This window comes from Komagataeibacter swingsii, assembly GCF_003207895.1.
GTDB classification, from domain to species: domain Bacteria; phylum Pseudomonadota; class Alphaproteobacteria; order Acetobacterales; family Acetobacteraceae; genus Komagataeibacter; species Komagataeibacter swingsii.
This window is the reverse complement of the sequence record NZ_NKUB01000029.1, coordinates 1-20,658: the sequence shown is the minus strand read 5'-3', so window position 1 is coordinate 20,658 and position 20,658 is coordinate 1. Positions and strand designations below refer to the sequence as shown.

Genomic DNA, 20,658 nt, shown 5'->3' with positions numbered 1-20,658 from the left:
CGCATACCGTCAAAACCAACCTGTGCACATCGATAGTCTGCAATAGCAGACGACGACATTAACTTTTTATTTCAGTATGTTAGGTAGGGTTCGGGGAGGGAATGGGATACTTCAGGACCCTTTGTGAATCATTCCCACTCAATCGTTCCCGGCGGCTTGGACGTAATATCATAAGTAACGCGGTTCACGCCGCGCACTTCATTGACAATACGCCCTGCCACGCGGTTGAGGAAGGACATGTCGAAGGGATAGACATCCGCCGTCATGCCATCGGTGCTGGTCACCGCACGCAGGGCGCAGGCATAGTCATATGTGCGCCCGTCGCCCATGACGCCCACGGTGCGGACCGGCAGCAGCACGGCAAAGGCCTGCCAGATGGCGTCATACAGCCCGGCGGCCCGGATTTCCTCCAGGAAGATCGAATCAACCCGCCGCAGCAGGTCCAGCTTTTCGCGCGTGATGGCGCCGGGAATGCGGATGGCCAGTCCCGGCCCGGGGAACGGGTGGCGGCCCACGATCGCTTCGGGAATATCCATCTCCCGGCCCAGTTCGCGCACCTCGTCCTTGAACAGTTCACGCAGCGGCTCGACCAGCTTCATCTTCATCCGTTCCGGCAGGCCGCCCACGTTATGGTGCGACTTGATGGTGACGGACGGGCCGCCGGTGAAGCTGACACTTTCGATCACGTCCGGGTACAGCGTGCCCTGCGCCAGGAACTCGGCGCCGCCCAGTTTCGCCGCCTCCTCCTCGAATACTTCAATGAACAGGCGGCCGATGGTCTTGCGCTTGATTTCCGGGTCGCTCACCCCTTCCAGCGCGTTCAGGAACAGGTCGGACGCATCGCGATGGATCAGGTGGATGTTGAAGCGGTCGCGGAAGGTGCGGATCACCTCATCCGCCTCACCCGCGCGCAGGATGCCGGGATCAACGAAAATACAGGTCAACTGGTCGCCAATGGCCTGATGGATCAGCACGGCGGCGACGGATGAATCAACCCCGCCCGACAGGCCGCAGATCACGCGCCCCTTGCCCACCTGCTGGCGGATGCGGGCGATTTCCATTTCACGGAACCCCGCCATGGTCCACGTGCCCCGGCAGCCCGCCACGTCATGGGTGAAGTTGCGCAGCAGGGCCGCGCCATGCGGGGTATGCACGACCTCGGGGTGGAACTGCACGCCATACAGGCGGCGGCCCTCGTCGGCGATGATGGCGAACGGCGCGCCCTCGCTTACGGCCACGGCCTGGAAACCGGGCGGCAGCTTTGTCACGCGGTCGCCGTGGCTCATCCACACCTGCTCACGCCCGCCGCGCGCCCATGTGCCACGGAACAGGGCGCAGTCCTTGATGATATCGATATGCGCGCGGCCGAATTCACGGTGTTCGGATGTCTCCACCGTGCCCCCCAGCTGGCGGCACATGGCCTGCTGGCCGTAGCATATGCCCAACACCGGCACGTTCAGGGCGAACACCACTTCGGGGATGGCCGGCGCGTCCTTGTCCAGCACGCTGGCGGGGCTGCCGGACAGGATGATGCCCTTGGGCGCGAAGGCGCGAATCCGCTCGGCCGTGCTGGAATACGGCCAGATTTCGCAATACACCCCGCTTTCACGCACGCGCCGGGCAATCAGCTGGGTGACCTGGCTGCCGAAATCCAGGATCAGGATGCGATCCTCATGCAGGGATTCATCAAGTCCTGCGACAGGGGCGGCGGTGTTCGCGGTATCGTTCATCATGTGTCTTTCGGTCGCGGCATTATCGATAAACTAGGCTTCCAGCATGAGCTGGCAACATATTGCAAGGGTGGGATAGTCTTTCCCGCGCAGATAGCACAATATATGCATTCAGGCAGGCCTGTCTTTCCTGCCGGTCCAGACAAACCGGATCATATGGCTGTTTCATGACTGCACGTCCCTTCCTGCTGCTGGCGGCGGCCTGCCTTGGCTGCCTTTCCCTTGCCCCTGCCCCCGCGCGCGCGGACGCCCGGAATGACCCGATCGGACTATGGACGGGCCAACTGGTGCGCGACCAGGGCAATTGCACCACCGAAACCGGCAATACCTCGACCTTCCAGATCGGCACGAAACGCATGACGTTCACCCCGGCCGATGGCTCCATCGCGCTGACGGGCGTGCCACAGAAAAAGGCCGACCTGTACCATACCGAAACCGTGGTCAGGCAGCCATCGGGGGCGGCCTTTCCCATGGTGTTCGAAGCCCGTCCCGAAGGTGATACGATGGTCGGCACCTACGGCACCCCGCGCTGCCGGGCGCATATCGTGATGAAACGCTAGCCCCGATCGACATTCAGGCCATGGCCAGGCGCGGGTGAGATATCGCCACCTGGCCCCGCTGCAACACCCCCCGCTGCAACAACACGGGGCGGCGGGCGATGCGGCATGTCGCCCGGCGCATGCGGCCCCCGGTCACCAGGCCACCGGGGGCACGCCCCAGCGCCTGACCCCTGCCACCCCGGCTCCGTTCGCAGCCTGCTGTCGGGCCTGCACAAGCATTGAATCGAACATCAGGTACTGATTGTCCGGATCGGCCAGCAGCGTCTCGAAAATCCTGTCCCACACCCCGGCATGATGCCACCGGCTGAAGCGACGATGCACCGTTGTCCATTTGCCATACCGCCCAGGCAGGTCCCTCCAGTGCGCGCCGGAACGCAGTATCCACAGGCAGCCGTTCACGAACAGCCGGTTATTCGCCCCGCTGCGGCCCGCATCCCCTTTGCCCGGAAGCAGGGGCGCAATCCGCCGCCATTGCGCTTCGTTCAACTCGTAACGCCTGATTCCCATCCCATGCTCCGTGCTTCTGGTTACGGCATCCAGTGAAACATCCGCGCCCCACAAAGGAAATCCTGAATGTCGATCGGTGCCGGGCCGTGTCGTCCGTCCAACCCGCTGATTGCACGATACGGCGTCCGGAACGGCGTCGGCACCGTGTGTCCCTTATCCATTCGTGCCGACCGTCACCCGGAGTGTATCGCCCGAATCCGCTTCAGCTTCCTGAACGACAGGAAGGAGACAGCGAAGGGCATGCCGGCCGTGTTCACGCAATCGGGAACAGGGAGGTCCGATACAGGCATGGATGCCGGGCCATGATCCGATATATTCTTGTATATGGCTGATAACACGACACTAGCCGGGGCTGTCCTGTCCATTGTTGTCCGCAACGGGCGCATGCTGCTGGTCTGCCGGCGCAACCCGCCGGATCAGGGGCTGTGGGGTTTCCCAGGCGGCCGCATTGAATACGGCGAAAGCTACCTGGACGCCGCAGCGCGCGAACTGCGGGAGGAAACCGGCTTCATTACCCATGCCGAAGGCACGCTGACGGCCTTTGACCTGATCGACCGCGACCATGCGGGCCGCATCCGCTTCCACTACCTGATCGTGGCCGTGCAATGCCACGACAATGGCTGGACCGACATCGCGGCGGGCGATGATGCGTGTGCGGTGGGGTGGTTCGACCTGGCGCAGGTGCGCGCCAATCCCGCCGCCTTCAGCCCCGGCCTGCTGGAACTGGGCACGCTGGCCCTGTCCCCGCGTGGCATCGCCCCATGGCCGGTGGCCGCACAGGAACGCGCCCCCGCCCCCCATTCCCCCCGCACCGAGAGCATCCCGTCATGACCCAGATTTCTGCCCTGATTGTCGAGGACGAGGCGACGATAGCGGACCTGGTCGCCACCATGCTGGAGACAAACGGCATCCACGCCACCATAAGCCCCGATGTCGCGGACGCCATGCGGCGGATCGGGGATACACGCTTTACACTGGCGCTGGTGGACCTGACCCTGCCCGACGGCGACCCCGATGGCTTCATTGCCGCGGCACAGGCCCAGGGCTGCCATGTGATCGTGATGAGCGGCGACCCCGACCGGCTGGCCGGTTACGCGCCGCTGCCGCTGCTGGAAAAGCCCTTCCGCATGAAGGCGTTGCTGGAACAGGTCCGTCAGGTCGCCCCGGCGGCCTGACCCTCAATGTTTCAGAAGCAAAGGGTTATGGGTGCCGTCTTTTTTCAAAAAGGCGGTGTTCTCTGAAGCTTTTTGTAAAAAGCTTCACCAAAAACCCTTGATGCTGTCCTTTTCCGGCGTGGGCAGTCTTACGATGGCGCTGCGCTGTGTGGCCGACAGGTCCGGGCGCAGGCTGACACGGTACAGGGTGACACGTTCCGCCACCCGCCCAGGCCGACCACGTTCCAGAGTGATAACCGGCTGGACGGATGTAAAATCATCCCTGTCAAAATCCCGGCGGGGATTACACGCCATGATCCCGTCCCCCGCCACGTCATGCGGCAGGTTGAACAAGGCCCAGCGCGGCTCCATCCCCACCACGACCCGGCCGGGCATGACGGTGGCCAGCTCCGCCGCCGTGCCGTAGTCACACGCGGCGATGAAGTCCCCCGGTCGCGCATGGGCCGCAATCCCGGCGGCCAGATCGCGCCAGCCCGCCATCTGCCGCAGCGCCACATCCACATGGGCCGATAGCGGCAGCGGGGCGAACAGCGCCTGCACGTAGACCAGCGCGCCCGCCAGCACGCCACCGCCGACCGCCCAGCGCCCCCACCGCCATGCGACCATGGCCGTACCCGCCGCCAGCATGGGATAGATCACCACCGGCCAGTTCGCCTGCACCCGGTCACCCAGGGCATGCTGCACGAACACGCAGGCCGGCAGCAGCGTCATGCATGACAGGAGCGCGCAACCGGCCTCCCGCCGCGCATGGCGCAGCATGATCACCTGCCCCCATATGAAAAACGCCGCGATGCCCGGCGTCATAAGCCCCAGTTGCCCCGCCGCCAGTTCGGTCAGGAACTGCGCGGCCCGGCCGGGGTGCCAGTCCACTGTCCGCCCGCCCTGCCGCACGAAACTGGCCCAGCCATGTCGTGCGTTCCACCACACCACGGGCGCCACACACAAGGCCGCCACCATCACGCCGCCCACAACGCCGGGCACCTGCCGCAGCCCCCAGGCGCGGTGACGCAGCCCGTGGACCACCAGCCACAGCCCGATGCCGCCCAGCGGCAGGATGGCGGTATATTTGCTGTCGCACGCAAGGCCCGCGGCCAGGCCCGCCACCAGCCACCAGCCCATCCCCGCCCCGGCATTGACGCGGCCCATGGCCCATAGCAGCACGGAGATGAAAAACATCACCGGCATGTCCGGTGTTATGACAACCGACTGAATTGCCAGCGCCAGAGTCGCCTGCAACATGACGCAGGCCCGCACGGCCCCCGCCCGCCCTGCGGCGGGCAGCAGGTCACGCACGGCGCGGAACACGAAAAAGGACAGACCCGCCCCCGCCAGCACCCCCACCAGCCGGACGCCAGAGGCATTGTCACCGCCCAGCATCATGCCCAGCCGTATCCACACCGCCACCATGGGCGGGTGGTCAAGGTAGCCCGCGGCGGGCGCTGACGCCCACAGCCGGTAATACGCCTCATCAGGGGAAAGTGGCAGGATACCCGCCACGACCAGCCGCATGCCGGCCAGCAGTACAAGCAGGTACAGCCACCAGCGCGGGCTGTACCGCACCCTCACACAGGCACGCCGGGGCGGTTCAGGCTGGTGCGGATGGTCTGCAATGTCTGCACGCGCACCACATGCGGGGCCTCGGTCAACTGGCGGGTCAGCAGGTTTTCATGCGTTGCGTCACGCGCCACCAGCCGGACCAGGAAATCTCCCCCACCCCGGATCATGTGGCATTCGCGCACTTCCGGCCAGCCGGACACCTGGTTTTCAAACGCCGCCAGGACCGCTTCCTTCTGGCTGTCCAGCCCGATCAGCGCGAACAGCGTGATCGACCAGCCCAGCCGCGCGCCATCGGTATCGGCATGGTAGCCACGGATCACATGGTCTTCTTCCAGCCGGCGCATGCGGCGCAGGCAGGGCGGCGCGGAAATGCCCACGCGCCGCGCCAGCTCCACATTCGTCATGCGTCCGTCCAGTTGAAGCTCGGCCACAATCCGACGGTCAATCGCATCCAGATCAGCCATCCGTTCCGCCATGCCTGTTCCATCTCTCGCCAAAGGGGGCGGCTGTCGCGCCCATATGCCGCAATAATGACGCCCTTCCTACTCCAACCCTTGCACGGACGCCAGTGGACGACCATACCAAAGGAAATTGTGACGATAGGGTTTTTCTGATCTCATGCCCCAGACGTGTTCTACCGACCTGCTTGTCATTGGCGCGGGTCCCGCCGGTTACACTGCCGCCATCTATGCCGCGCGCGCGAATCTCTCCCCCGTCCTGGTCGCGGGGCTACAGCCCGGCGGCCAGTTGATGATCACCACGGATGTCGAGAATTACCCCGGATTCGCCAAGGGCGTGCAGGGGCCGGACCTGATGATGCAGATGGCCGAACAGGCCGGCAATGTCGGCACACGGCTTATGGATGATATCATCGTCTCGTGCGATTTCACCCGCGCGGACGGCACCGGCCGGTTCTACGCCACCGGCGATTCCGGCACGCTGTATGAAGCGCGCAGCGTCATCATCGCCACCGGCGCGCAGGCCAAGTGGCTGGGCGTGCCGGGGGAAAAGGAATTCCAGGGTTCCGGCGTATCGGCCTGCGCCACGTGCGACGGCTTTTTCTATCGCGGCAAGCGCGTGGCCGTTATCGGCGGTGGCAATACGGCGGTGGAAGAAGCCCTGTACCTGACCCACCACGCCAGCCACGTGACCCTGATCCATCGCCGCGACAGCCTGCGGGCGGAAAAGATCCTGCAGGACCGGCTGCACGCCAACCCCAAGATCTCGGTCATATGGAACAGCGCGGTCGAACGCATTACCGGCAGCGGCACGCCGCCCGTGGTCACGGGGGCGGACCTGCGCAACACCGTGACCGGCGCAATCCAGCATATCGATGTCGACGGGGTGTTCGTTGCCATCGGCCATGCCCCCAACACCACAATTTTCCGTGATGTCGTGGCGATCGATACAGACGGTTACATCGTGACCACGCCCGGCAGCACACGTACCTCCGTTCCCGGCGTTTTCGCCGCGGGCGACGTGCAGGACAAGATATTCCGCCAGGCGGTGACAGCGGCTGGCACCGGGTGCATGGCGGCACTGGAAGCCGAGCGTTTTCTTGCGGCAGCGCAGTAATGAAACATGAAGAGTCCTTGACCTGCCCCCGTATTTCCTTCACCACAACGCTTAGTGTCATAACACTTGGCGCGCCCTTTATTAGATAGCAAAGCGGAGTCAACGCGTGGACTGGGATAAACTCCGGATATTTCATGCTGTAGCCGAAGCAGGGTCCTTCACCCATGCCGGCGACGTGCTTAACCTGAGCCAGTCTGCGGTATCGCGGCAGATTTCAGCCCTGGAAGAGGCGCTGCAGGTCCCCCTTTTCCACCGGCATGCCCGGGGGCTGATCCTGACCGAACAGGGTGAGACACTGAACCAGACGGTGCGGGAAGTCTTCTCCAAGCTGGCCATGACGCAATCCCTGCTGACGGAAAGCAAGGAAAAGGCGGCGGGACGGCTACGGGTCACCACCACCACCGGCTTTGGCACCTGCTGGCTGACGCCACGCCTGCACCGGTTCATGGAAACCAATCCCGACATCTCGATCACCCTGATCCTGGAAGATAACGACCTGGACCTGGGCATGCGCGAGGCGGACGTGGCGGTGCGCATGCACCCGCCCCGCCAGCCGGACCTGATCCAGCGGCACCTGGCCGATTTTCCGCTGCCGATCTATGCCTCGCAGTCGTACCTGAACGATTACGGCACGCCGCGCACGCTGGAGGAACTGAACGCCCACAAGCTGGTGCTGTTCGGTGGCTATCACCCGCCCGTGCCGCACATCAACTGGCTGGCTGAAACCGGCGTCCCGTCAGATGAACGCCGCCAGGCGCGGCTGGAGGTCAACAGCCTGGCCGCCATGGCGGGCGCGATCGCGGCCGGCATCGGAATCGGGTCGATCCCGCTTTATGCGGCGTCGCAGTATCCCAACCTGGTCAAGATCCTGCCTGAAGTGCCGCTGCCCACGGTCGATGCCTATTTCGTGTATCCCGAGGAACTGCGCACATCCAAGCGCGTGGCGGTATTCCGCGACTTCCTGCTGGCCGAAATCAACGCCCGCCACTGATTGCTACGGCCACTGCCCGCCATATGACAGGACAACACCGCGCCGGGCCGTGATCCCGGCGCGGTGTTTTTGTATGCAGGGGACAGCCTGAAAAATCAGTCCCGGCGGCACCCCGCAATCAGCGGGCCATCTTGGGCGGCGCTTTTCTTCACAAGGCCCCGGTTTCACACACCCACGAAAAAAAGCCGCCTTTTTGAAAAAAGGCGGCACCTGAAACGTCTGTCTCTTTATCAGCGGATCACTTTAAAATAATCTTTATGTCAGGTGGATCGGGTAGCGGACGGATTGTTCACTCAGCCGCCTTATGCGCCCTGTTGACGCGTTCGCGCAACTCCTTGCCCGCCTTGAAAAACGGCACCACCTTTTCCTCCACCGATACGGTTTCCCCCGTACGGGGATTGCGGCCGGTGCGGGCGTCACGCTTCTTGACCGTAAACGCCCCGAAACCGCGCAGTTCCACCCGGTCCCCCCGCATCAGTGCATTACTGACTTCCGTAAAGATGACCTGAACAATACGTTCCACTTCCCTTGCGGGCAGATGTGGACGCGCAGCGGCAAGTTCGGCAATCAATTCCGATCTGGTCATCCTGTTCCCCTAGTCTAAACAACAAATTAAAGTTTCCAGATCGCAACGGCCCCGTCAAGCGCGGTACTTTCCTTCAACAGAAATTCCGCACCCGGCACACCCGACACGATGCCCGATATCCACCGCCGCCAGTTGATGCGCGTGGCTGTGGGGCCGATATCGGCCACCTGCACATCATCGGGCAGGTGCGTGGTCGCAATCAACCATTTCCGTGCATCGGCCATGGACCCGATCTGGTCCACCAGCCCCAGCGCGACCGCCTGCTGCCCGGTATAGGGGCGGCCATCGGCCAGCTGCCGCACACGGTCAACCGGCATATGCCGGTCCTGCGCCACGACATTCACGAAAAACCCGTACAGGTCGGCAATCACGCCCTGCAGCATTTCGCGCCCCTGGGGCGAAAGCGGCTGCACCATGGAGGGCTGCCCCTTCATCGGGCCGGATACAAGCTGGTCCACATGCACCCCCACCCGGTCCAGCAGGCCCGATATGTCGGGCGATTCCAGGATCACCCCGATCGAGCCGGTCAGGGTGGAGCGGTTGGCGAAAATGCGCGCGGCAGGCGCCGACACCATGTACCCCGCCGATGCCGCAACCCCGCCCATGGACACCACCACCGGCTTGCGCCGCGCGAAGGCGGCCACGGCGTCATGCAGCACCTCGCCGCCCGTTACCGCGCCGCCGGGGCTGCTGACCTCCAGCACCAGGCCACGGACCGATGCGTCATCGGCGGCCTTTTGCAGGGCTTCGACATTTTCATGCTCGTCCGAAGGGATGATCCCCTCCAGCTTCAGGTGGACCAGGTGCGGCGCATGGCCCGCAAGGCCGCCATCCGCGCGCCATGCGGCCACGATGCAGGCAAGGACAAAAAAAGCCACGGCCCCACCCCGCCAGACCAGAAGGCGGCGACGCAGGGATGTGGCATGCAGCAGCATATCGGGGTCGGTATCCATGATGGAGCCATATCACGGATCCCCCCCATACCGAAGGCAGGACTAGGGAAGGCGCGCCGCCATCACGCCTTGCGCCGGCGGCGCGTGGGCCGGGCGGGTTCATCATCGCCCGCGGCCGGGGCTGCTGCGGCGGCAGCGGCGGCCGACGCGGCGGTGATCTTGCGGCCAAGGCCGATTTCACGCGCAAGGCTGGACCGGCGTTCGGCGTAGTTGGGGGCGACCATGGGGTATTCGGCCGGCAGGCCCCAGCGTTCACGGTACTGTTCCGGCGTCATGCCATAGGCGCTGTGCAGGTGGCGCTTGAGCATCTTGAGCTTTTTGCCGTCTTCCAGGCAGATGATGTAATCGGGGAACACCGACCGCTTGATCGGCACGGCGGGCTGCGGCTTTTCGGGTTCGTTCACCGGGCGGCCCGCCGCGGACAGCGCGTGATAGACATTGCGTATCAGGTCGGGAAGCACATCGGCTGCGACACTATTATTTGAAACATGCGCCGACACGATCTGCGTCGTCAGTTCCAGACATGAAAAATCCTGCTCTGTATCAGACATAATATATTCCGTGCCTCTATATCCAGCCAAATAGTCGCGACGTCCTCACGAACCTTCGTTTCAGGGACATATACTGCCCCCTCAATAAATACAATACTTGCGGGCAATCTGTGCTGCGTATTGTCAAACAGAATGTTCTGGTTCTATTATATAGAATGCCCCGTACTAAATAACGCATTCAAATGTGAACAGCTGTTTTTTGTATAAATTCGTTTCATGTCATATCAAGATTTTTCAGGCTTCCATGCGGATACGGGCAAAACAGGCTGCCGTCCCGTCATGCGCCATCTGCGCCGGGGGGCTTTTACGGCGCAGCACCCCGCTGAGCTGCTCCATGTCGAATTCCGGGTCGCAGGCCGCGCAGATCAGGCGGATGCGCGTTTCCTCCATATTATCCTTAATGCTGTAAATGACCTGTCGGGCCTCCTTGCGTGTTACAACGATTTCCGCCCGCCGGAGTTCCGCCAACTGCTGACTTAACGTTGGCTGGCCGATACCGGTTTCAGCTTCGATCTGGCCCACGCTCTTTTCCCCCTCCAGCAGGCAGGCCAGCACCATCAGCCGCTGTGGCTGGGCCAGCAGGCGCAGGCGTTGTACAAGGTTTTCTGCCATTTCTCGCGTTCTGGGCAGATTGCTCATGTCACGGATCCCCTTCGAGCAGTTAGGCAAGCCACCCCGTACCATAATCCCGCCCGGCGGAACACAGGACAGGGCTTGATAAAATACATACATAATATATTAAACAAATAAACCATTCACGCACCCCTGCCTTACGGAAGCCGCCATGACCGACCGCGCCGCCCCCGCATACATGGCCCCCCGGCCCGGCCCGCGCCGCCATGCCTGACGTGCTGCATACCCTGCTGGGCCTGTGCAGTGGCGGGATCATCGGCTTCACGCTGGGGCTGGTGGGCGGCGGGGGGTCGATCCTTGCCGTGCCGCTGCTGCTGTACGTGGTGGGGATCGCCGACCCGCACCGGGCCATCGGCACCAGCGCGCTGGCGGTCACCATCAATGCGCTGTTCAGCCTGGCCAGCCATGCGCGGTCGGGCCATGTCGCGTGGAAATGCGCGGCCCTGTTCGCCAGCGCCGGCATATTCGGCGCGCTGGCGGGGGCCGCGTGCGGCAAGGTCGTCAACGGGCAGCGCCTGCTTTTCCTGTTCGCCTTCGTCATGATCGCGGTCGGCGCGCTGATGATGCGGGGCTGCCGCCAGCCACGGCCGGCGCAGCCGCAACAGGCGGCCATGCGCACGGCCCCGCTGCCCATCGTGGCCTACGGGGTCGCGACGGGATTCTGTTCGGGGTTCTTCGGCATTGGCGGCGGGTTCCTGATCGTGCCCGCGCTGCTGGCGGCGACCGGCATGCCCATGCTCGGCGCCATCGCCACGTCGCTGGTGGCGGTCTGCGCCTTCGGGCTGACAACATCCATCAGTTACGCGGTGGCGGGCATGGTGGACCTGCCCATGGTGGGCATCCTGGTCGCGGGCGGCGTTGCGGGCAGCGCGGGGGGCACCCTGCTGGCGCGGCGCCTGGGCCAGCACCCGCAGCGGCTGCGCATGATCTTTGCCTGCCTTGTCTTCCTTGTGGCATTCTACATGATGTGGCGCAGCGCGCGGGCAATGGGCCTTGCCTGACACGGCGCGCGGCCATCGCGCCATCACGACCGGGAACCCGCCCCATGCCACAGACCACCATATCCCTTGACCACCCCCTCGATTTTGCCCGCTGGCGCACGGCGACCCGCACCCTGGCCGGCCAGCACGTGCCGCCGGACGACATTGCGTGGCACGTCGCGCCATCGGGCGGCCCGGACGCCCCCATGCCGGACGCCCATCCCTTCCGCATCCCGCGTGAGACCATGCAACTGGCGGCGGACGTGCTGCAATCCATGCTGCCCGACCGCTTCACCCTCGCCTACCGGCTGGTCTACGCCCATGTGACCGGGACCGATGTCCCGCCAGCCGAACTTGCGCGGATGGAGGCGGCCGCGGCCGGCGTGCGCGCGGAAACCGCCCGGCTGCGCCACGGCCTGTTCACCCTCATGCAGCGCACCGACGGGGACGGCGCGTGGCACGCCACATGCGACGCCGCGACCTACGCCCCCGAATGCAATGCGCGGTTCATCACCTTCCAGCTTTCGCTTGCGCCATGGCGGCTGGCGCTGCCGGGGCGGCGGATGGAATGGACAGGCCACGAACTGCTGCACGGGCACGATGGCGCGGATGCATCGCCCCTCGCCTTCAACAGCCTGCCGCCCCCCGCCATGCCGCTGGTGGACGGGCTGGACATCGCGCGCATCACCGCCCTGCCCGCCGTGGCGCTGGCGGCGCGGACATGCCGGATCTGCCCCATGGCCCGCCACGCCACCCGGACCGTGTTTGGCGAGGGGCGCAGCGACGCGCGCATGATGTTCGTGGGCGAACAGCCGGGGGACAGGGAAGACCTTGCCGGCCGCCCCTTTGTCGGCCCGGCGGGGCAGTTGTTCGACCGCGCCCTGCACGCGGCGGGAATCGACCGTGATGATGCGTATGTGACCAATACCGTCAAGCACTTCAAATTCCGCCGCAGCGGCACACGCCGCATCCACGAAAAGGCGGGGCCTGCGGAAATCGCCAACTGCGCCCCGTGGCTTGCGGCGGAACGGCGGATCATCCGCCCGCACGTGCTGGTCATGCTGGGGGGCACGGCGGCGTCCGCCCTGCTGGGCCGCCCCGTCACGATCGGGCGCGAACGCTCGCGCGCGATTACGCTGGGCGATGGCGCGACCGGGGTCGTGACGGTGCATCCCTCCTTCCTGCTGCGCGTGCCCGATGAAGCCGCGCGCGGGCGCGAATACGACCACTTCGTGGCAGACCTCAGGCTGGCGGCCAGCCTGTGCGCGCCCGCGCGCGCCTGACCCGCCCGCCACGAGGAAAGCCGATGCCAGATATGCACTCGCGACACCGTTACGTCATGCCAAGATGCGTTATGGATAGGGCGCCCCATGTCGCCGGAAGCCGCATATCGTGCCTGCAGACCTGAATCTTCTGCCCTCTTTCATCACCCGTATTTTCAGCGGAAAGCATTTTCCCACCATCCGCGCCCCCGGCTATGCGCGGATGAGTGGCCTTAAATGGCTGTATGCCCCCACGCCCGAGGCCCTGGCCTTTGCCGTGCGCACCACGTGCGCGGCCCTGATGGCGCTGACCATCGCCATGTGGATGGAACTGGACGACCCGCCATGGGCGGCCATGACGGTGTGGATCGTAGCCCAGGGATCGCGCGGGGAAAGCCTGTCAAAGGCGCGGTGGCGACTGGTGGGCACGGCGGTGGGGGCGATCAGCGCCGTCATCCTGATCTGCGCCTTCCCGCAGGCGCCGTGGCTGTTCTTTCCCGCCATCAGCATATGGATCGGCCTGTGCTGCATGTGCGCGACACTGGTGCGCAACTTCCGGTCCTATGCGCTGGTGCTGTCGGGCTATACCTGCGCCATCATCGCGCTGGCCGCGACGCGCGACCCGGACAACATCTTCATGATCACCATGTCGCGCACGTCCTATATCGTGCTGGGCATCACGTGCGAGACGCTGGTGGCGGTGCTATTCGCGCACAACCTTGCATCAAGCGCGCGGCGCAACATGCGCCAGAAGATCCAGATGGCGCTGGGCAGCTCGACGGATGCGGTGGCCGACCTGCTGGCGGGGGACGAGGCCGCCTTCATCCGTTCGCGCGCCCTGTTCGGCACGATCCTGAGCATCAATGACCAGATCGAGTTCAGCGAAGTCGAGATGGGGCCGCACGGGCATGAAGGCGACCATGCGCGCGCCGCCCTGGCCGCCGTGTCGGTCCTGCTGTCGCGCGGGCTTGGCATGATGGCGCGCATCAAGGCGCTGGGCACCACGAACGAACAGTTTACCGAAACGTCGCTGCTGACGCGCACCTTCCTGCTGGGCGTGCCCGCGCGGCTGGAAAACGATGCCGAGATACCGCATATCCAGCAGGACCTGCAGGACCTGCGCGGCGTGTGCCGCCAGCGCATCATCGACGCGCTGACCCATGAAATCGGCATGGACCCCACTGCCGAGACGGCGGAAGTGGACGACCTGCTGAACTGCCGCATCCTGCATAACGCGCTGGACGAACTGCTGGGGGAACTGGAACAGGCCATTGCGGAGTTCGACGCCAGCCAGCACGAAATCCGGGGCGACCACTTCCATTTCCGCATCGAGGCGCACCGCGATTTCAAGGAAGCCGCCTATAACGGCATCCGCGCCGCCGTGGCCATCGGCGCGTCCGCGCTGATATGGGAAGTGACGGCATGGGCCAACGGCATCGGCTTCATCACCATGGTCGCGGTGACGTGCGGGCTGTTCGCCACGCGTGAAAACCCGGTGGTGGGCACCATGAGCTTCCTGCGCGGGGCGTGCTGGGCGGTGTTTGTCTCGGGTTTCCTTGTGCTGCTGTTCCTGCCGCGACCCGCGGAATTCGAAATGCTGGCCGCCGTCCTCGCCCTGCCCATGATCGCGGGCGGGCTTGCCGCGCGCAACCCCTCCACGGCGGGGGCGGCGGCGTCGTACTGCCTGTTCCTGCCCAACCTGGTCGGGCCGGGCAACCAGACGCGACTGAACGAAATCGCGTATTTCAACGCATCCTTCGCGCTGCTGTGCAGCATCGGCTTCGCGGTGCTGATCTTCCGCGCGGTGCTGCCGTTCGACAATGATGAAGAACGCTGGCGCATGCGCAACCGCACGCTGCATGACCTGCGCCACCTGGCCTCCGCCCAGCCCATGCCGCGCACGCAGTCGTGGATCGGGCGCAATACCGACCGCTTCTCCCGCCTGATCCGCCATGCGGGTCCGACGCCCACCCCCACCATCGAGGCATACCTGCAGGGCACGCTGTCGGCCATGACCATCGGGCTGAATATCATCCGCCTGCGCACGGTCATGGAACGCGGGCAACTGCCGCCCGCCGCCAACCGCGCCATCGAGCTGTTCCTCAGCCGCATGTCGCAGTTCAGTGGCCGGTACGGGCGCTTTGGCCGCACCGCGCGGGTGGCGCGTGGGGCCACGCGCAGCCTGCGGCGGCTGGAGGCGACGGAAGCCAACATCACATCGCGCATCGAGATCACGCGCGCCATTGCCTACCTGCTGGTCATTTCCTATGAACTGGGCGCCAACGCAGCCTTCCTTGACGCTTCCCAGCCCTATCGCATGACCGACGGGTCATGACGCGCCCCTGACACGGGGACGGGCAAGGGAAGGATGGAGCCACCATGACATCCCCCGCCCCCGCTTCCACCGCTTCCGCCGCCCTGCGCGGTCATGTCGTGACCTTTCGCGGCAACCCGTTCCTCATGCCGCCGAACGACGCGCTGGTGGATGAACCCGACGGGCTGGTCATCATCACCGATGGCCGCATTACCCATGCCGGGGCGTATGGGGAAACCATCGCGCACCTGCCCGCCGGCATGCCGGTTACCGATTACCGGGGCTGCCTGATTTCGGCGGGGTTCGTGGACACGCATGTCCATTACCCGCAACTGCCCATGATCGCGGCCTATGGCGAACAGCTCCTGGAATGGCTGGAACGCTATACCTTTCCCACCGAACGCCGCTTTGCCGACGAAACCTATGCCACCACCATTGCGCGGCAGTTCCTGGATGAACTGGTGCGCAACGGCACGACCACGGCGGCGGTGTACTGCACGGTCCACCCGCAGTCGGTTGATGCGTTTTTTGGGGAATCCACCCGCCTTGGCACGCTGATGGTGGCGGGCAAGGTGCTGATGGACCGCAACGCGCCCGATTACCTGCGTGATACGGCCCAGCGCGGCTATGATGAATCGCGCCGCCTGATCGAACGCTGGCATGGCCGCAACCGCCAGCATTACGCCGTCACCCCCCGCTTCGCCCCCACCAGCACGCCCGAGCAGCTTGAACTGGCGGGCGCGCTGCTGAAGGGGGACGACAGCCTGTTCATGCAGACCCATCTGGCCGAAAACCGCGCCGAGGTCGCATGGGTGGCCGAACTGTTCCCCGACAGCCGTTCCTATCTGGATGTGTATGACCGCGCGGGCCTGGTGCGCCCGCGCAGCGTGATGGGCCATGGCATATACGTGGATGAACACGACCTGTGCCGCTGCCATGAAAGTGGCTGCGCGCTGGCGCACTGCCCCACGTCCAACCTGTTCCTGGGCAGCGGGGCGTTCCGGCTGTTTGACGTGATGGACGCGAAACGCCCGGTGCGCACGGGGCTGGGCACCGATGTGGGCGCGGGCACCAGCCTGTCGCACCTGCAATCCATGAACGAGGCCTACAAGATCGCGCAGATGACCGGAAAGCGGCTGCACCCGGTGCAGGCCTTCTGGCTGGCGACGCGTGGTGGCGCCGAGGCGCTGCACCTGGACGACCGCATCGGCGCCATCGCCCCCGGCATGGATGCCGATCTGTGCATCCTTGACCCCCGCGCCACGCCATTGCAGGCCCTGCGCGCGCGGATGTGCGACAGCACGGCCGATATCCTGTTCACGCTCATGATGCTGGGCGATGACCGCAGCATCCGCGCGACATATGTGGCGGGCAGGACAGTGCATGAGCGTGGGGTAGCAGAAACCGCCACCTGAACAGGTTACGTTCCGGGCATTGCGACACGACGCCCGGACAGCACGCCCCGAGAAGGGCAGCCCCACAAGGACGGGCAGCCTTGCGGGCCGGACCAGGGATCGCCCTGCCATGGCCCGCGCCCCGCGCCGTGCGGCATGGCGTGTACGCGGGCAAACCCGCCGGCATGGGCGGGGCGTGTTCCGGAAAACAGGTTTTCAGCGGGAAAAGAACACACGCGATGCAGTGGCGGAGAGGGTGGGATTCGAACCCACGGTACGCTTGCACGCACAACGGTTTTCGAGACCGCCCCGTTCGACCGCTCCGGCACCTCTCCAACTGCACGCGGTGATGCAGCGGCTTATAGGGGCGCGCGCGGGGCGGCGCAAGGGGTCTTTTTTCACCCCTTGCGCATGCCCATAAAAAATATTGACCTGCGCCCGCCCACCCAGTAAAAGCCCCCATTCACCCCGCGCGGACGGGGCGCCGCTGCAATTGCGGCCAATATAAAAAAGCGACTGGGCCGTGTCGCCTGCATTGAAACAATGCCGCGCACGCCAAGAGATCGGAAAGATAGATAGAGACATGTTTGCAGTTATCCGTACCGGCGGTAAGCAGTACCGCGTTGCCAAGGACGCCGTCCTGAAGATCGAAAAGCTGGAAGCCGAAGCCGGCGCCACCATCACGTTCGACCAGGTCCTGGCCGTTGGCGGCGAAGGTGGCACGACCATCGGCGCGCCGACCGTCAAGGGTGCGACCGTCACGGGCACCGTGATCGCACAGGACCGTCTGGCCAAGGTCATCATCTTCAAGAAGCGCCGCCGGCAGAACAGCCGCCGCAAGAACGGCCACCGCCAGCCGGTGACCGTGGTGCGCATCTCCGCGATCAACGCCGCCTGATCCCTCGCCCGGCCCCGGCCGGGCAGGTCAGATCAGAGATTTCAGTTTTAAGGAGTTCAGGCAATGGCACAAAAAAAGGCAGGCGGTTCATCCCGTAACGGGCGCGATAGCGCCGGACGTCGCCTTGGCGTCAAGAAGTTTGGTGGCGAAAGCGTCATCGCAGGCAACATCATCGTCCGCCAGCGCGGCACGAAGATGAAGGCGGGCGTGAACGTTGGCGTCGGCCGCGACCACACCCTGTTTTCGCTGGTGGACGGACATGTGAAGTTCGAACGCCGCGCGGAAGGTCGCGTGCATGTTTCCGTGCAGGCCCTGCCGCTGGCAGCGGAATAAGGTTTACGCCTTAATCACTGCGGGAATACCCGAATTGAAGGGGGCGGTCATTCTGGCCGCCCCTTTTTTCGTATGATGCCGGGCCATGTTTTCTGGTATCATGCACGCACACAAGGCACGTGCGCAGGACGGCGCGCGCCCACCGGATCGCAGGCAATGAAGTTTCTTGACCAGGCCAAAATCTATGTGAAATCCGGCGACGGCGGCGATGGTGTCGTCGCCTTCCGCCGGGAAAAATATATCGAATTTGGCGGTCCGGACGGGGGCAATGGCGGCCGGGGCGGCGATATCATATTCGAGGCGGTCGACAACCTGAACACGCTGATCGACTTCCGCTACACCCAGCATTTCCGCGCGCGCAAGGGCGGCAATGGCGCGGGGTCGGACCGCACGGGGGCAGCGGCCGAAACGGTGGTCATCAAGGTGCCCATCGGCACCCAGATATTCGATGAAGACCGCGAGACCATGCTGGGCGACCTTGATGTGGCGGGCAAGCGCCTGCTGCTGTGCCGCGGTGGCGATGGCGGCCGGGGCAATGCGCATTTCAAGACCAGCACCAACCGCGCGCCGCGCCGCGCGGACAAGGGCTGGCCGGGTGAGGAACGCTGGGTCTGGCTGCGGCTCAAGCTGATTGCCGATGTCGGGCTGGTGGGCCTGCCCAACGCGGGCAAGTCCACGTTCCTGTCCACCGTATCGGCGGCCCGGCCCAAGATCGCGGATTACCCGTTCACCACGCTGCACCCGCAGCTTGGGGTGGTGCGGCTGTCGGTTACGGAAGAATTCGTGATTGCCGACATTCCCGGCCTGATCGAAGGCGCGCATGAAGGCAGCGGGCTGGGCGACCGTTTCCTCGGCCATGTCGAACGCTGCGCGGTCCTGCTGCACCTGATTGACGGCACGGCGGAAGACGTGGTCGAATCCTGGCGCACCATCCGCCACGAACTGTCGGAATATGGCGGCGGGCTGGCGGACAAGCCCGAAATCATCGTGCTGAACAAGATCGACGCCCTGCTGCCCGAGGAAATCGAGGAACGCAGGACGGCGCTGGAACGGGCCTGCGGGCATGAAGTCATGTGCATGTCCTCGGTCGCCCACATGAATGTGGACACCGTGCTGCGCCGGTTGCAGGATTACGTCACCCGCGACCGCGCGGAAAAGGCCGGACAGGAAAAGGGGGAGATCCCCGCGACATGACGGACATCCCCCTGCCCCGGCTGCGCACGGCGCAGCGTGTTGTCGTCAAGATTGGCAGCGCCCTGATTGTCGACCCCGAACAGGCCGCCCCCCGCCAGGCGTGGCTGGACAGCGTGGCGCAGGACATTGCCAACCTGCGCGCGCAGGGCACGGAAGTGGTCGTGGTGTCGTCCGGCGCGATCGCCCTGGCCCGCCACCAGCTTGGCCTGACAACGCGGCGCGTGCTGCGGCTGGAGGAAAAGCAGGCGGCGGCCTCGGTCGGGCAGATCCGCCTGGCGCAGGCATGGACCGACGCCCTGTCGCGCTATGGCCTGACGGCGGCGCAACTGCTGCTGACACCCGATGATACCGAACACCGCAACCGCTACCTCAACGCGCGCGCCTCGCTCAATACCCTGCTGGCGCTGGGCTGCGTGCCCATCATCAACGAAAACGACGCCATCGCCACCACCGAAATCCGCTTTGGCGACAATGACCGGCTGGCCGCGCGCGTGGCCGAAATGATCAATGCCGACCAGCTTGTGCTGCTGTCCGACATTGACGGGCTGTACACCGCCGACCCGCGCAACAACCCCGATGCGCGACACCTGCCGGTCGTGGCCGAACTGACCGACAGTATCGAGGCCATGGGCGGCGCGCCCCCGCCGGGCTATTCATCGGGCGGGATGCGGACCAAGCTCATGGCGGCGCGTATCGCAACGCAGTCGGGCTGCGCCATGGCCATTACGCAGGGCCAGCCCCTGCACCCGCTGGCCCGCCTGTGTGACGGCGGGCGCTGCACGTGGTTCCTGCCCGCGACCGACGCCCGTTCGGCCCGCAAGAGCTGGATCGCGGGCAGCCTGACGCCCGCGGGGCAGGCCGTGATCGATGACGGCGCGGTCCGGGCGCTGGCGATGGGGTCATCCCTGCTGCCGGCGGGTGTAACCAGTGTCACGGGTGATTTCGACCGGGGCGACCTGATCGCGGTCATGGACCGGCAGGGCAACCGGATCGCCTGCGGGCTGGCCGCCTATGCCGCCGATGACGCCCGGCGGATCGCGGGGCGCCAGTCCGACGAAATCGAGGCGCTGCTGGGCTGGCATGGCGCGGATGAACTGATCCACCGCGATGACCTGGTGCTGCTGGCGCGGGCGGAAGCCACCGCGCCCTGAAGACTGTTTGAAAAGAAAAGGTTTCTGGTGAAGCTTTTTTCAGGGCCTGTTGGGAATTATACTTTTCTGAGGCATCTGGATGTGATTCAAGGTCTGTATGGATCGCTTCATACTGACAGATGCCCAATGGGCGAAGATGGAACCCCTGTGCCATGGCAAGAAGACGGATCGGGGCCGCAGCGGGAAGGATAACCGCCTTTTCATCGAGGCGGTCTTGTGGATTGCGCGGACCAGCAGTCCATGGCGGGATCTGCCGACATACTTTGGACATTGGAACTCGGTCTACTCGCGCTACAGCGACTGGATGAAAGCCG

The 20,658-nt window shown here is 64.8% G+C and carries 21 protein-coding genes, 1 tRNA gene and 1 pseudogene; 14 read left to right on the top strand and 9 right to left on the bottom strand.

All coding sequences use genetic code 11. The features are described from left to right. Window positions 1-128 precede the first annotated feature (128 nt). Entirely contained in the window at window positions 129-1,730 is a 1,602-nt protein-coding gene (gene guaA, locus CFR76_RS14620; RefSeq protein ID WP_110557667.1) for a glutamine-hydrolyzing GMP synthase, read from the bottom strand. A gap of 167 nt (window positions 1,731-1,897) precedes the next feature. Between guaA and CFR76_RS14615 the strand changes: the two genes are divergently transcribed. Further along, the gene (locus CFR76_RS14615; RefSeq protein WP_110557660.1) at window positions 1,898-2,290 is read left to right on the top strand and encodes a hypothetical protein; all 393 of its coding nucleotides are present in this window, start codon (window positions 1,898-1,900) and stop codon (window positions 2,288-2,290) included. Between the two features lie 130 nt (window positions 2,291-2,420). On the opposite strand, the pseudogene CFR76_RS14610 reads toward CFR76_RS14615, so the two are convergent. Continuing rightward, window positions 2,421-2,791: pseudogene (locus CFR76_RS14610) on the bottom strand (IS5 family transposase); the annotation flags it as partial. Between the two features lie 330 nt (window positions 2,792-3,121). Between CFR76_RS14610 and CFR76_RS14605 the strand changes: the two are divergent. Continuing rightward, window positions 3,122-3,628, top strand: coding sequence for an NUDIX hydrolase (locus CFR76_RS14605; RefSeq protein WP_110557658.1), 507 nt, complete (start codon window positions 3,122-3,124; stop codon window positions 3,626-3,628). Further along, window positions 3,625-3,972, top strand: a complete 348-nt coding sequence (locus tag CFR76_RS14600; RefSeq protein ID WP_110557657.1) for a response regulator — start codon at window positions 3,625-3,627, stop codon at window positions 3,970-3,972. The genes CFR76_RS14605 and CFR76_RS14600 overlap by 4 nt, the downstream gene beginning before the upstream one ends. A gap of 84 nt (window positions 3,973-4,056) precedes the next feature. On the opposite strand, the gene CFR76_RS14595 is transcribed toward CFR76_RS14600, so the two are convergent. Next, window positions 4,057-5,538: an ArnT family glycosyltransferase gene (locus CFR76_RS14595; RefSeq protein WP_110557656.1), complete on the bottom strand. Its 1,482-nt coding sequence runs from the start codon at window positions 5,536-5,538 to the stop codon at window positions 4,057-4,059. Continuing rightward, window positions 5,535-6,005 (bottom strand): Lrp/AsnC family transcriptional regulator, encoded by a 471-nt coding sequence (locus tag CFR76_RS14590; RefSeq protein WP_110557655.1) that lies wholly within the window; start codon window positions 6,003-6,005, stop codon window positions 5,535-5,537. Before CFR76_RS14590 ends, CFR76_RS14595 begins: the two co-directional genes overlap by 4 nt. A gap of 142 nt (window positions 6,006-6,147) precedes the next feature. Between CFR76_RS14590 and trxB the strand changes: the two genes are divergently transcribed. Beyond that, entirely contained in the window at window positions 6,148-7,104 is a 957-nt protein-coding gene (gene trxB, locus CFR76_RS14585) for a thioredoxin-disulfide reductase (RefSeq protein ID WP_110557654.1), read from the top strand. 106 nt (window positions 7,105-7,210) lie between these two features. Next, complete coding sequence (locus CFR76_RS14580) at window positions 7,211-8,095, top strand: LysR family transcriptional regulator (RefSeq protein ID WP_025438836.1); 885 nt, start codon at window positions 7,211-7,213, stop codon at window positions 8,093-8,095. 289 nt (window positions 8,096-8,384) lie between these two features. Here CFR76_RS14580 and CFR76_RS14575 read toward each other — a convergent pair whose 3' ends face one another. The 4 genes from CFR76_RS14575 to CFR76_RS14560 form a co-directional block, all read right to left on the bottom strand. Further along, window positions 8,385-8,681, bottom strand: coding sequence for an integration host factor subunit beta (locus CFR76_RS14575; RefSeq protein WP_110557653.1), 297 nt, complete (start codon window positions 8,679-8,681; stop codon window positions 8,385-8,387). 26 nt (window positions 8,682-8,707) lie between these two features. After that, the gene (gene sppA, locus CFR76_RS14570; RefSeq protein ID WP_110557652.1) at window positions 8,708-9,634 is read right to left on the bottom strand and encodes a signal peptide peptidase SppA; all 927 of its coding nucleotides are present in this window, start codon (window positions 9,632-9,634) and stop codon (window positions 8,708-8,710) included. Between the two features lie 62 nt (window positions 9,635-9,696). Continuing rightward, window positions 9,697-10,185: a MucR family transcriptional regulator gene (locus tag CFR76_RS14565; protein ID WP_110557651.1), complete on the bottom strand. Its 489-nt coding sequence runs from the start codon at window positions 10,183-10,185 to the stop codon at window positions 9,697-9,699. Window positions 10,186-10,419: 234 nt separating this feature from the next. After that, window positions 10,420-10,824: an ArsR/SmtB family transcription factor gene (locus tag CFR76_RS14560; protein WP_110557650.1), complete on the bottom strand. Its 405-nt coding sequence runs from the start codon at window positions 10,822-10,824 to the stop codon at window positions 10,420-10,422. Window positions 10,825-11,024: 200 nt separating this feature from the next. Here CFR76_RS14560 and CFR76_RS14555 point away from each other — a divergent pair, with 200 nt between their 5' ends. The 4 genes from CFR76_RS14555 (at window position 11,025) to guaD (ending at window position 16,789) form a co-directional block, all read left to right on the top strand. Further along, the gene (locus tag CFR76_RS14555) at window positions 11,025-11,819 is read left to right on the top strand and encodes a sulfite exporter TauE/SafE family protein (RefSeq protein ID WP_110557649.1); all 795 of its coding nucleotides are present in this window, start codon (window positions 11,025-11,027) and stop codon (window positions 11,817-11,819) included. Between the two features lie 44 nt (window positions 11,820-11,863). Next, window positions 11,864-13,081: a UdgX family uracil-DNA binding protein gene (locus CFR76_RS14550; protein WP_110557666.1), complete on the top strand. Its 1,218-nt coding sequence runs from the start codon at window positions 11,864-11,866 to the stop codon at window positions 13,079-13,081. A gap of 109 nt (window positions 13,082-13,190) precedes the next feature. Beyond that, window positions 13,191-15,395 (top strand): FUSC family protein, encoded by a 2,205-nt coding sequence (locus tag CFR76_RS14545; protein ID WP_110557648.1) that lies wholly within the window; start codon window positions 13,191-13,193, stop codon window positions 15,393-15,395. Window positions 15,396-15,439: 44 nt separating this feature from the next. Beyond that, window positions 15,440-16,789 (top strand): guanine deaminase, encoded by a 1,350-nt coding sequence (gene guaD, locus CFR76_RS14540; protein ID WP_110557647.1) that lies wholly within the window; start codon window positions 15,440-15,442, stop codon window positions 16,787-16,789. Between the two features lie 224 nt (window positions 16,790-17,013). Here guaD and CFR76_RS14535 read toward each other — a convergent pair. Continuing rightward, window positions 17,014-17,103: transfer RNA gene (locus tag CFR76_RS14535), tRNA-Ser, on the bottom strand. A 248-nt stretch (window positions 17,104-17,351) separates the two neighbouring features. Here CFR76_RS14535 and rplU point away from each other — a divergent pair. The 5 genes from rplU to CFR76_RS14510 all read left to right on the top strand — a co-directional run. Continuing rightward, window positions 17,352-17,666, top strand: a complete 315-nt coding sequence (gene rplU / locus CFR76_RS14530) for a 50S ribosomal protein L21 (protein ID WP_025438845.1) — start codon at window positions 17,352-17,354, stop codon at window positions 17,664-17,666. A 63-nt stretch (window positions 17,667-17,729) separates the two neighbouring features. After that, window positions 17,730-17,999 carry a 50S ribosomal protein L27 gene (gene rpmA / locus CFR76_RS14525; RefSeq protein ID WP_025438846.1) on the top strand — a complete coding sequence of 90 codons (270 nt, stop codon included), beginning with the start codon at window positions 17,730-17,732 and terminating at the stop codon, window positions 17,997-17,999. Window positions 18,000-18,155: 156 nt separating this feature from the next. After that, window positions 18,156-19,193 (top strand): GTPase ObgE, encoded by a 1,038-nt coding sequence (gene obgE / locus CFR76_RS14520; protein WP_110557665.1) that lies wholly within the window; start codon window positions 18,156-18,158, stop codon window positions 19,191-19,193. Further along, a complete protein-coding gene (proB, locus tag CFR76_RS14515) occupies window positions 19,190-20,344 on the top strand; it encodes a glutamate 5-kinase (protein ID WP_110557646.1) in 1,155 nt (384 codons plus the stop codon). Before obgE ends, proB begins: the two co-directional genes overlap by 4 nt. Before the next feature lie 97 nt (window positions 20,345-20,441). After that, a partial coding sequence (locus CFR76_RS14510) for a transposase (protein WP_146222695.1) occupies window positions 20,442-20,658 on the top strand: 217 nt, incomplete at its 3' end.

Coding starts and splice junctions, on each gene's coding strand:
- guaA (WP_110557667.1), bottom strand. CDS start 1,730: ATGAACGATACCGCGAACACCGCCGCCCCTGTCGCAGGACTTGATGAA.
- CFR76_RS14615 (WP_110557660.1), top strand. CDS start 1,898: ATGACTGCACGTCCCTTCCTGCTGCTGGCGGCGGCCTGCCTTGGCTGC.
- CFR76_RS14605 (WP_110557658.1), top strand. CDS start 3,122: ATGGCTGATAACACGACACTAGCCGGGGCTGTCCTGTCCATTGTTGTC.
- CFR76_RS14600 (WP_110557657.1), top strand. CDS start 3,625: ATGACCCAGATTTCTGCCCTGATTGTCGAGGACGAGGCGACGATAGCG.
- CFR76_RS14590 (WP_110557655.1), bottom strand. CDS start 6,005: ATGGCGGAACGGATGGCTGATCTGGATGCGATTGACCGTCGGATTGTG.
- trxB (WP_110557654.1), top strand. CDS start 6,148: ATGCCCCAGACGTGTTCTACCGACCTGCTTGTCATTGGCGCGGGTCCC.
- CFR76_RS14575 (WP_110557653.1), bottom strand. CDS start 8,681: ATGACCAGATCGGAATTGATTGCCGAACTTGCCGCTGCGCGTCCACAT.
- sppA (WP_110557652.1), bottom strand. CDS start 9,634: ATGGATACCGACCCCGATATGCTGCTGCATGCCACATCCCTGCGTCGC.
- CFR76_RS14565 (WP_110557651.1), bottom strand. CDS start 10,185: ATGTCTGATACAGAGCAGGATTTTTCATGTCTGGAACTGACGACGCAG.
- CFR76_RS14560 (WP_110557650.1), bottom strand. CDS start 10,824: ATGAGCAATCTGCCCAGAACGCGAGAAATGGCAGAAAACCTTGTACAA.
- CFR76_RS14555 (WP_110557649.1), top strand. CDS start 11,025: ATGCCTGACGTGCTGCATACCCTGCTGGGCCTGTGCAGTGGCGGGATC.
- CFR76_RS14550 (WP_110557666.1), top strand. CDS start 11,864: ATGCCACAGACCACCATATCCCTTGACCACCCCCTCGATTTTGCCCGC.
- guaD (WP_110557647.1), top strand. CDS start 15,440: ATGACATCCCCCGCCCCCGCTTCCACCGCTTCCGCCGCCCTGCGCGGT.
- rplU (WP_025438845.1), top strand. CDS start 17,352: ATGTTTGCAGTTATCCGTACCGGCGGTAAGCAGTACCGCGTTGCCAAG.
- rpmA (WP_025438846.1), top strand. CDS start 17,730: ATGGCACAAAAAAAGGCAGGCGGTTCATCCCGTAACGGGCGCGATAGC.
- obgE (WP_110557665.1), top strand. CDS start 18,156: ATGAAGTTTCTTGACCAGGCCAAAATCTATGTGAAATCCGGCGACGGC.
- proB (WP_110557646.1), top strand. CDS start 19,190: ATGACGGACATCCCCCTGCCCCGGCTGCGCACGGCGCAGCGTGTTGTC.